Annotated in this window: 11 protein-coding genes; 5 read left to right on the plus strand and 6 right to left on the minus strand. The window is 34.5% G+C overall.

Annotation, left to right across the window (positions count from 1 at the left end):
* Positions 1-7: 7 nt before the first annotated feature.
* Positions 8-649: an O-methyltransferase gene (locus ABFR62_11190; GenBank protein ID MEN8138983.1), complete on the plus strand. Its 642-nt coding sequence runs from the start codon at positions 8-10 to the stop codon at positions 647-649.
* A gap of 47 nt (positions 650-696) precedes the next feature.
* Here the strand turns inward: ABFR62_11190 and ABFR62_11195 are convergent, their stop codons facing one another.
* Both ABFR62_11195 and ABFR62_11200 read right to left on the minus strand, forming a co-directional pair.
* On the minus strand, positions 697-1,284 hold the full coding sequence (locus ABFR62_11195) for a phosphatase PAP2 family protein (GenBank protein ID MEN8138984.1): 588 nt from the start codon (positions 1,282-1,284) through the stop codon (positions 697-699).
* The gene (locus ABFR62_11200) at positions 1,285-1,665 is read right to left on the minus strand and encodes a twin-arginine translocase TatA/TatE family subunit (GenBank protein MEN8138985.1); all 381 of its coding nucleotides are present in this window, start codon (positions 1,663-1,665) and stop codon (positions 1,285-1,287) included. It abuts the gene before it with no gap.
* A 150-nt stretch (positions 1,666-1,815) separates the two neighbouring features.
* Here ABFR62_11200 and ABFR62_11205 point away from each other — a divergent pair, with 150 nt between their 5' ends.
* Together ABFR62_11205 and ABFR62_11210 are read left to right on the plus strand one after the other, a co-directional pair.
* Positions 1,816-2,487, plus strand: coding sequence for an RNA methyltransferase (locus ABFR62_11205; GenBank protein MEN8138986.1), 672 nt, complete (start codon positions 1,816-1,818; stop codon positions 2,485-2,487).
* Between the two features lie 56 nt (positions 2,488-2,543).
* Entirely contained in the window at positions 2,544-3,182 is a 639-nt protein-coding gene (locus tag ABFR62_11210) for a rhomboid family intramembrane serine protease (GenBank protein ID MEN8138987.1), read from the plus strand.
* Positions 3,183-3,372: 190 nt separating this feature from the next.
* On the opposite strand, the gene ABFR62_11215 is transcribed toward ABFR62_11210, so the two are convergent.
* The gene (locus ABFR62_11215; protein MEN8138988.1) at positions 3,373-4,050 is read right to left on the minus strand and encodes a hemolysin III family protein; all 678 of its coding nucleotides are present in this window, start codon (positions 4,048-4,050) and stop codon (positions 3,373-3,375) included.
* A gap of 40 nt (positions 4,051-4,090) precedes the next feature.
* Here ABFR62_11215 and ABFR62_11220 point away from each other — a divergent pair, with 40 nt between their 5' ends.
* The gene (locus tag ABFR62_11220) at positions 4,091-4,741 is read left to right on the plus strand and encodes a phospholipase (GenBank protein ID MEN8138989.1); all 651 of its coding nucleotides are present in this window, start codon (positions 4,091-4,093) and stop codon (positions 4,739-4,741) included.
* A 45-nt stretch (positions 4,742-4,786) separates the two neighbouring features.
* Here ABFR62_11220 and ABFR62_11225 read toward each other — a convergent pair whose 3' ends face one another.
* The 3 genes from ABFR62_11225 to ABFR62_11235 all read right to left on the minus strand — a co-directional run bounded on the left by ABFR62_11225 (position 4,787) and on the right by ABFR62_11235 (position 7,597).
* Complete coding sequence (locus tag ABFR62_11225) at positions 4,787-5,677, minus strand: DUF1853 family protein (protein MEN8138990.1); 891 nt, start codon at positions 5,675-5,677, stop codon at positions 4,787-4,789.
* A 6-nt stretch (positions 5,678-5,683) separates the two neighbouring features.
* Entirely contained in the window at positions 5,684-6,928 is a 1,245-nt protein-coding gene (locus ABFR62_11230; GenBank protein MEN8138991.1) for an ATP-binding protein, read from the minus strand.
* A 222-nt stretch (positions 6,929-7,150) separates the two neighbouring features.
* Positions 7,151-7,597 (minus strand): nucleoside deaminase, encoded by a 447-nt coding sequence (locus ABFR62_11235; protein MEN8138992.1) that lies wholly within the window; start codon positions 7,595-7,597, stop codon positions 7,151-7,153.
* Between the two features lie 242 nt (positions 7,598-7,839).
* Between ABFR62_11235 and sufB the strand changes: the two genes are divergently transcribed.
* The coding region (sufB, locus tag ABFR62_11240) for a Fe-S cluster assembly protein SufB (GenBank protein MEN8138993.1) at positions 7,840-9,284 on the plus strand (1,445 nt) is incomplete at its 3' end.

Below are 9,284 nucleotides of genomic sequence, written 5' to 3' on the forward strand. Positions count from 1 at the left end.
ATAACACATGCATTTTTTACCGGACGAAATTGACGATTATGCAGTAATGCATTCACAGGATGAACCTGAATTACTAAAAAAATTAAACCGGGAAACATGGCAGAAAGCACTATTACCCAGAATGCTTTCGGGTGCTTATCAAGGAAGAATTTTGTCGATCATTTCAAAACTGGCATCACCAAAGGTAATTTTGGAAATTGGAACATTTACAGGTTATTCGGCTCTTTGTTTGGCAGAAGGCATGAAAAAAGACGGTAAATTATTTACTATCGATAAAAATGAAGAATTAGAACCTATTTCCTCTAAATACTTCAAATTGTCTGATTACTCTTCACAAATTCAATCTAAAACCGGTAATGCAATAGACATTATCCCAACGATCGAAGAAAATTTTGACCTGGTTTTTATTGATGCCGACAAATCTAATTACATAAACTACTTCAATATGATTATCGACAAACTAAATCCGGGAGGAATAATACTCTCTGACAATGTTTTATGGAGTGGTAAAGTTGTTGAAGAAACAGCCGAAAAAGATATAGATACTAAAATTTTAAAAGAGTACAACTTACTTTTAAAAACCGATCCCCGTCTTGAAACGGTATTACTCCCTATCAGAGATGGTTTAACTATAAGCAGGAAGAAATAACAAAAACTATTTTTTAGAAAATAAAGTAACTTTAGTGATACATAAAGTTACCCCGGCAATTCCAGATACTTACCAAGCTTAGTTTTTTTCAGCATAAGCAAATAAACAGTAGCAACAAGAATTCCCCAAAGGGCTCCTCCTAGCAGGTCTGCAGGGTAATGTACTCCAACATAAATTCTGGAGTAACTGATAAATATTGCCCATACGATTAACAGTAATGCTGAATAGCGAAAAATCTTTCGGAATTGATACCCCAAAAAAACTGCTATTGCGAAGGTATTTGAGGCATGAGCCGAAATGAAGCCCCATCGGCCTCCTTTTTTGCCTGTTATTCTAATTACATCTGCAATATCAGAGTTATGACTTGGTCTTGGACGTTGAAAGACTGCCTTAAACCAATAATAAGTAGTTTGATCAACAATTAAAATCAGAGCTAAGACGGCGATCGAGTAAAATACAACACCCTTCCACCCCGAAAACTTATATACGATATAAAGTAGAAATATATAAAGCGGTATCCAGGTAAATCGATGAGTTACGAAATTCCAGAAACCATCCCAGGCTTCCGTTCCTTTCCCATTTAAAAACAAAAAAAGACTGATATCCCAATTAATCAATTGATCGATAAAATCCATTTATCTTTTTCTCTTTATAGCACCCGTGGCCTTATCTACGCTCTTTTTAATACTTTCAACCTCTTCTTTGGCATCAGTTATGGTATCTAAATCGGGAATATTATCGTTGAACTGTTTCTTAACTTGTTTTTTGATAGGGCGTGAAAACTCATCTACATCTTTTTTAACAGATGAAATCTCTTTCTTTATATCTCCAACTATATCATCGTCGCCGGCACTGTCTTTTATCTCACGCTTTAAGTCGTCCGTAGCATCTTTTAGCTGACGCATTCCTTTACCCAATCCCCTTGCCAATTCAGGAATTTTATCCGCACCAAACAACATCACCACAATCAAACCAATGATAAAGATTTCAGCCCCTCCTATAAAAAGTAAAGTCATTTTTTCTAAATTATATTTTGTACAAAAGTAACCTTAAATAATTAATATCGGAACATTTAGTTTAAACGAATTCCTGAATACTGATCCTTTATTAATTATTTTCCGGTCGAAATAAAATCAATTATTACATTTACATCCAAATATTTTAACATGTCAGAAAAGAAAATCCTGGAATATTTACAAGGCTTCATGTCCGAAAACAGAGTTAACAACTTTAAGAAAGTAATAAACGAACGGACAAAACACTTCACTGTTGTATTAGAAGATATATATCAGTCTCATAATGCCAGTGCAGCTGTAAGAACCTGTGATATTTTTGGAATTCAGGAGATGTACACAACTCAACGTCTTCATACTTTTTATGTTAGTTCTCATGTAGCAAAAGGGGCTGATAAGTGGGTTGATATTTCTTCTTTTAAAGATCCCAATATTGACAACACACAATCGGCGGTTAATGCCATGAGAGAAAAGGGATATCAAATAATTGCAACTTCTCCTCATTATGGTTCTACCTCGCCAATAGAATTTGATATTAGTAAACCTTCGGCTATATTCTTTGGTGCTGAAAAGGAAGGTTTATCAAAAAATATTATTGACCAGGCTGACGCTTTTATAAAAATTCCAATGTATGGATTTACCGAGAGTCTTAACATCTCTGTTTCTGTTGCCATAATTCTACAAACATTAATAGACAGACTAAAAAACAGTAATATTGAATGGCAGCTAAGCGAAGAGGAAAAATTTGCCCTTGAATTAAAATGGTCTAAAAAATCGGTAAAAGATTCAAAAAAACTTATTGAAAAATTTATAGCTGACAATTAAACCTAAAGTTTTTCTATTAATTATTACTGTTACTTAAATAAAAACAAATAGTCAAAATGAACTACGTTATATATATACTTATTGGAATCACAGCCTTAATATCATATAAAGGTTTTAACGATAGAATGTTCTTTGAAAAATATATGCTCCGGGTGGGGAGTGTAATTAATGGAAAAGAATACATAAGAATGATTAGTTCCGGCTTTTTACACGCCGATTGGACTCATTTGTTTTTTAACATGTTTACACTATACTTCTTCGGGCCTGAAGTTTTGTATTTTGCCGGACTTACCAACTTTATTTTAATCTATCTGGGCTCATTACTGTTTGGCAACTTAATTTCTATATATTTTAATCGCCAAAACATGATGTATTCAGCTATTGGTGCTTCGGGAGCAGTTAGTGGTGTTATCTTTTCGGCAATAATTCTATATCCTCAGATGAGTTTGTTCATTATTCCGATACCATTCCCTATTCCGGGTTGGTTATTCGGTATTGCTTATGTATTATACTCTATCTACGGAATGAAAAGTCAGCTGGGAAATATTGGTCATAGTGCTCACTTAGGAGGTGGTATTTCGGGTGTTTTAATAACTATTTTAATAATTCCATCTGTATTAAACGATAGTTGGTTAACAATTTTATTGGTTCTTGTTCCATTTGTTATTTTACTGATTTATGAGAGACATAAATAATATTTGGGCATGCCCTTTCGCTCTCTTCAACTCCCTCTGTCTGCCCGACAGGTAGTAATTAAGAGATCGAAAGGTCGGGCTATCCGCTGTATCTTTTTAAGTAGTGGGAGTTCGACTTTGAGTCGCACCCCCACTACTTAAAAAGGATGCCGCTTCTATCCCTCATGCAAAACACAAGGCCGACAGATTATTACAAAGCATAATAGTAAACAAACAAGAAATGACACATCGCTCCCACTAGTACGAAGAAATGCCATATTACATGTGAAAATTTCAACTTTTTTACTGCGTAAAAAATAGTTCCAACTGTATAAGCCAACCCCCCATAAACTATATACATTAGTCCTTCGAATGGCAGTAAGTCTATGAGTTTATTAATATCGAAGACTATAATCCATCCCATACCCAAATAAATTAACAGGGATGTTTTTTGGTATCTTCCGGTAAAGAAAATCTTCAATATAACTCCAATTATTGCAATCGACCATTCTATAATCAACAAAAAAAGATTATCGCTTCCCAATACCAATATTGCCAACGGTGTATAGGTACCAGCGATTAGTAAAAAAATACCGGAATGGTCTAAGATTCGCAATTTAGATTTAATCTCAACCCGTTTTTCGAAATGATACATCGCCGATGCCAACATTGTAAACAGTAATGAAAACCCATAAATTATAGAACTCCAATATTCCTTTGCTGAATTTGATTTTAGCAGCATTAACACAATCGCGAAAATTGCCAAAACAGCACCGGTAGCATGAGTAAGGTAATTCCACTTTTCTTCAACTACACTTTGTTTTTTATCGGTTTTCAATAATTTCATTTCAAAAAACTTTTCCTCCAAAGGAACGCATTTATTTTTCATTCTTTAACTTAGCCCGAAAATTTTCAACAGGAAATACAAGATGGGAAAGAAAACATTCAATCTCGATTACAATATTAAAGAATCAGCTGACGGTATAGAAAACTCAAAAGTTATATACATGATTCACGGTTTTGGCGCCGATAAAAACGACCTGTTCAGTTTTGCGAATTACTTACCGGGTTCTTTTACAGTTATTGCTTTGCAGGCACCTTACTCTCTACCATTCGGAGGAAAAGCATGGTACAACATTGAGTTGGAAAACGGTAATCACATTTCCGATTCAGGTCAGGCAAAAAGTTCGGTAAAGGAAATCGAAAAATTTATTACAGACAGCAGGGAGCATTTTAATTTCCATGATGATGTTTTCGTACTTGGCTTTTCACAGGGAGCAATACTTAGTTATTCTATGATACTGAACAATCCTGAAAGATATAAATATGCACTCTCTTTAAGCGGTTTCATTTTCGAAGAAATAATGCCCGAGAGTTACGAAAAAGATTATTCGCATCTGGATTTTTATGCTGCCCATGGAACAATGGATGGAATTATACCAATAGAAAAAGGGCGAAGTGCAAAAAAACTTTTATCCGAATTAAATTTAAAACATATTTACCACGAGTTTCCGGCCGCACATTCAATAGCTCAAAAGGAGTTTGAGGAAATTATTGAGTGGTTGAGGGAGAGATCATAGTAATACAATAAGCGTAGAGCTAATTCATTAATTATCTCTACGCATTCACAAGTTGGGCCACCTGTTATCCAAAACAAAGCCCCGGCTAATCTCAATCCAAATATCTTCTGATTTTTGAAATTCAACAATTAGTTGACCTTGTGAAATAATTTCAAAATGAGTTTCTAAAATTTCTATCAATTCACTTTTCGATAATAATTCACCCGAGTCTTCACATATTTCTTCCGAGAGCCATCGTGACTTGTGAATTACTCTGAATTTCGAATCAGGGTTTAATGTATCAACCTCCTTTTGATAAATCCACCAACCTCTTTGATGATTTGTGTTTAAGTTTTCATGTTGAAAAGAATCAATCTCATCAGGATGGTAAAAAAGCATCCCTTTTATAAAATGATAACTTTTCAAGGGATAATAATTTTCTTTCTTTAAAAATTCTATCGTTTCGGGAAGTTCAGTTATTTTTAGCTGTTTAGAATAGGTTTTGTCGAGTTTATCTCCAAAATTCCTGCTTCCATTCGGACAGATAAAAGAGTAGAAATCGGAATTGCCTTTTGCCTTTGCGAAGTATTTAACAGCTGTTTCAAGATGAATAATTTCCGTAGTAATTTTGTTTCTCAAGATAAAATCCATTTCTCCAATGGTTCTTTTTCCCGAAAAAATCTGCTTTCCAAATTCCAGTACTTCGATATTAGGATGAAAGTCGAAATAAAACCGTAATAAATTCTCAAAATATCTCCCAAGGCGTTTTGAATGATTTCTCTCCACAAAATCTGATAATTCATTAAGATTTTCATCTAGTTCAAGTAGCCATTTTTTGAGAAGTTGTTTGTCTATCTCCAAAAAATGTTCGGGCAATTGATAGCCATCGTCTAACACATAAGAACTTACTATACTCTGATGCAAATCGCGAATTATTTTATTTAGATAGTCTTTCATAAAAAACTATGTTAAAAATTGAACCGCAGGCATAGCCACTACACCGTAATTTAAATACTTAATTTCTGTATCATTCGACAAAATATATTTGTGAATAATCGGCTTATCAAGTAAATATTCAAGATTTTTGAAATGCCTCGCATCAACCGCACGTATATTTTCAGTTTTTTTTATTTCTATGGCTATATAACCCTTTTCTGTCTCTATCAATAAATCAATTTCTCTTCTATCGCTGGTTCGCAGATGGTAAAACGAATTGTTTAGATTTAAGTTTTTTGCCTGTTTGTATATTTCAGCAATCATCGCACTTTCGAATTCGTGACCGTTTAAATCGTCCTTTTTATTTAATATAGTACGTAAAACTCCAACATCGGTAAAATGAACCTTCGGTGATTTCACCAATCTCTTTTTACTATTTCGTGCCCAGGCTTGTAGTGTAATTGTCTGATAACTTATATTACTGTATTCCAAAAACCGCTGAACCGTTTTTGAACTCACACCTGCATCAGCAGCAATTTGCGAATAATTTGTAAGCTGTGCTGTATTAATTGCCAATAACTTTTGAGTTTTAGTGAATGGTTCTAGATTTCTAATTTCTGCCAAATCGCGTATGTCGCGTTCGAAATACGTTTGCACATAGTTTCTTAACCAATCGTACCTGTCAGATGTAGAAAGCGAATTATCAGTAATAGCAGGATATCCTCCAAATTTTAAATAGTAATCATAAACCCTTGTTTTATTAGAGTAGTTCTCATCTAACAAAATTGACACTAAATCGCCGACTTCCTTCTGTGATAGAATTTTCTGAAAATAGGATTCAATAACGTCATCACCCCAACTGTTAGTCAACAATTCGGGCAAGGTTAAAGGAAACAATTCAAAAATAAGACATCTACCGGCCAATGATTCTTTAACTTTTTTCAACAACATTATTTGTGATGACCCTAGTAAAATATATTGTGAATCATCAAATTGGTCGTAGACAGCTTTGATACTTTCAATTAATTGTGGTTCTTTTTGAATTTCGTCAAGTATTGCTCTTGGATATAAGTTTCCCCACTGACTAGCCGATAGTTTTTTATAATCCTCAACAGTTATCGGATCCTCAATAGATATGTATTTAAAATTTTTAAACACCGATTTCACAAGAGTTGTTTTTCCTGTTTGTCTGGCTCCGGTTACAACTATTATCCTTCCAAACTTAGACTTACTCTTGTTAGATATTGGATATGACTGTTTTCTATTGTGCATGATTCTTTATAAAGTAAGAATGACTCAAATTTACATAAAAACCACACGCATTCCAAATATTACGCCAATATTTGGAATGCCATTCCAGATATTACGCCAATATCTGGAATAACAATTCATGTTTTACGTGTAAAATAATTAGCTTTTGGGAGTAGCTCGATTTCTACCGAACTATTTTTCCAGATGCTTTAAATAATTCCTCTATGGTTTTTACTTCAACTTTCATCTCTTACTCCTAAAAAAATCTTTTACAATTTGGGAACATTCATCCTCCATTACTCCAAATGTAATTTCTGTTTTAGGATGTATTTGCGTACCCATTGTACGATACCCCCTCTTAGGGTCGGCTGCCCCAAAAACCACCCGTTTAATCTGGGTCCAATACAAAGCCCCGGCACACATCTGACACGGTTCCATAGTGATATACATTGTACAATCATTAAGGTATTTTCCTCCAATTGCATCAGCTGCTGCAGTTATGGCCTGCATTTCGGCATGAGCTGTTACATCATTCAATGTTTCTGTGAGGTTGTGAGCCCTTGCTATCACCTGATTATTAACCACTACTACCGCTCCGATGGGCACTTCATCTTTTTCTAATGCATACTCAGCTTCCTCCAAAGCCTTTTTCATAAAGTACTTATCATCGTAAACTAAAATATCCTCCATCTGCTTTTTTGTTTTTACTAATACAAATTAACTAATTTCAAAATAGATATAATCTATATCGGAATAAAACTAATTAATTACAATTCGTCATAAGATTTACATCTATTTTAGTCAAAATCACTACATTTGCCTCCTGAATCCGTCTCTAATTTAGAATAAATCTAAATATAAATACTATCAGACTGCAATTCAGACTAATAAGTTGTTTTTCGCATAGCGAATATAGTTTAAAACTTAGCTGCATGGCAAAAAAAGAGAAAGAAGATAAAATTATAGATGAAGTAACCTCTTCGGAATACAAATATGGGTTTGTTACAGATATTGAGTCTGATACATTTCCAAAAGGATTGAATGAGGACATCATCAAAGCTATTTCGGCAAAAAAAGAAGAACCTGAATGGTTGTTGGAATGGAGATTGAATGCTTTTAAAGTATGGAAGGAAATGGAAGAGCCAAAATGGGCTCATGTTAATTATCCAACACCTGACTTTCAGGACATTTCTTATTATTCAGCTCCAAAACCAAAACCTGAACTTGAGAGTTTAGACGAAGTTGACCCTGAGTTGATCGACACATTCAACAGGTTAGGGATTTCTTTAGATGAACAAAAAAGACTATCAGGTGTTGCTGTTGCTGTTGATGTAGTAATGGATTCAGTTTCGGTGAAAACTACTTTCCAGGATACATTAGCAGAAAAAGGAATAATTTTTATGAGTATTTCCGAAGCCATAAAGGAACATCCTGAATTGGTTAGAAAACATCTGGGAACTGTTGTTCCTGTAAAGGATAATTTCTACTCAGCACTAAACTCAGCTGTTTTTACCGACGGATCTTTCTGTTATATTCCTAAGGGAGTTCATTGCCCTATGGAGTTGTCTACATACTTTAGAATTAACGAAAGTGGAACAGGTCAGTTCGAAAGAACATTGGTTGTTGCTGATGAGGGTTCTTTTGTAAGTTATCTGGAAGGGTGTACTGCACCTCAAAGAGACGAAAATCAGCTTCACGCAGCAGTAGTTGAATTAATTGCAATGGATGATGCTGAAATTAAATATTCAACTGTTCAAAACTGGTATCCGGGAAATAAAGAAGGTAAAGGCGGTGTTTTCAATTTTGTAACCAAGAGAGCTTTAGCAGAGAAAAATGCTAAAATATCGTGGACACAGGTTGAAACAGGTTCTGCCGTAACGTGGAAATATCCTTCTACAGTATTGAAAGGAGACAATTCTACAGGCGAATTTTACTCAATAGCTGTTACAAATAATTATCAGCAAGCCGATACCGGAACAAAGATGATTCACCTGGGAAACAATACTAAAAGTACTATTATTTCGAAGGGTATCTCAGCAGGAAAATCAGAAAACAGTTATAGAGGACTGGTAAAAGTAGCTCCAAATGCAAAAAATGCAAGAAATTTCAGCCAGTGCGACTCATTGCTAATGGGTAGTAAATGCGGAGCTCATACCTTCCCATACATTGAAGCCAAAAACCCAAGCTCACATATAGAACATGAGGCTACTACTTCCAAAATTTCTGAAGATCAATTATTTTATTGCCAGCAAAGAGGAATTGATACCGAAAAAGCTATTGCACTAATAGTAAATGGATTTGGAAAAGAAGTTCTTAATAAGCTCCCAATGGAATTTGCAGTGGAAGCACAAAAATTGTTGGAGATTTCGTTAGAAGG

The organism is Bacteroidota bacterium, from assembly GCA_039714315.1.
In the GTDB taxonomy this organism is placed as follows: Bacteria; Bacteroidota; Bacteroidia; order Flavobacteriales; family JADGDT01; genus JADGDT01.

Bases quoted from the DNA above. Each gene is read 5' to 3' on its own strand.
- ABFR62_11190 (MEN8138983.1), top strand. From the start codon at position 8: ATGCATTTTTTACCGGACGAAATTGACGATTATGCAGTAATGCATTCA.
- ABFR62_11195 (MEN8138984.1), bottom strand. From the start codon at position 1,284: ATGGATTTTATCGATCAATTGATTAATTGGGATATCAGTCTTTTTTTG.
- ABFR62_11200 (MEN8138985.1), bottom strand. From the start codon at position 1,665: ATGACTTTACTTTTTATAGGAGGGGCTGAAATCTTTATCATTGGTTTG.
- ABFR62_11205 (MEN8138986.1), top strand. From the start codon at position 1,816: ATGTCAGAAAAGAAAATCCTGGAATATTTACAAGGCTTCATGTCCGAA.
- ABFR62_11210 (MEN8138987.1), top strand. From the start codon at position 2,544: ATGAACTACGTTATATATATACTTATTGGAATCACAGCCTTAATATCA.
- ABFR62_11215 (MEN8138988.1), bottom strand. From the start codon at position 4,050: ATGAAAAATAAATGCGTTCCTTTGGAGGAAAAGTTTTTTGAAATGAAA.
- ABFR62_11220 (MEN8138989.1), top strand. From the start codon at position 4,091: ATGGGAAAGAAAACATTCAATCTCGATTACAATATTAAAGAATCAGCT.
- ABFR62_11225 (MEN8138990.1), bottom strand. From the start codon at position 5,677: ATGAAAGACTATCTAAATAAAATAATTCGCGATTTGCATCAGAGTATA.
- ABFR62_11230 (MEN8138991.1), bottom strand. From the start codon at position 6,928: ATGCACAATAGAAAACAGTCATATCCAATATCTAACAAGAGTAAGTCT.
- ABFR62_11235 (MEN8138992.1), bottom strand. From the start codon at position 7,597: ATGGAGGATATTTTAGTTTACGATGATAAGTACTTTATGAAAAAGGCT.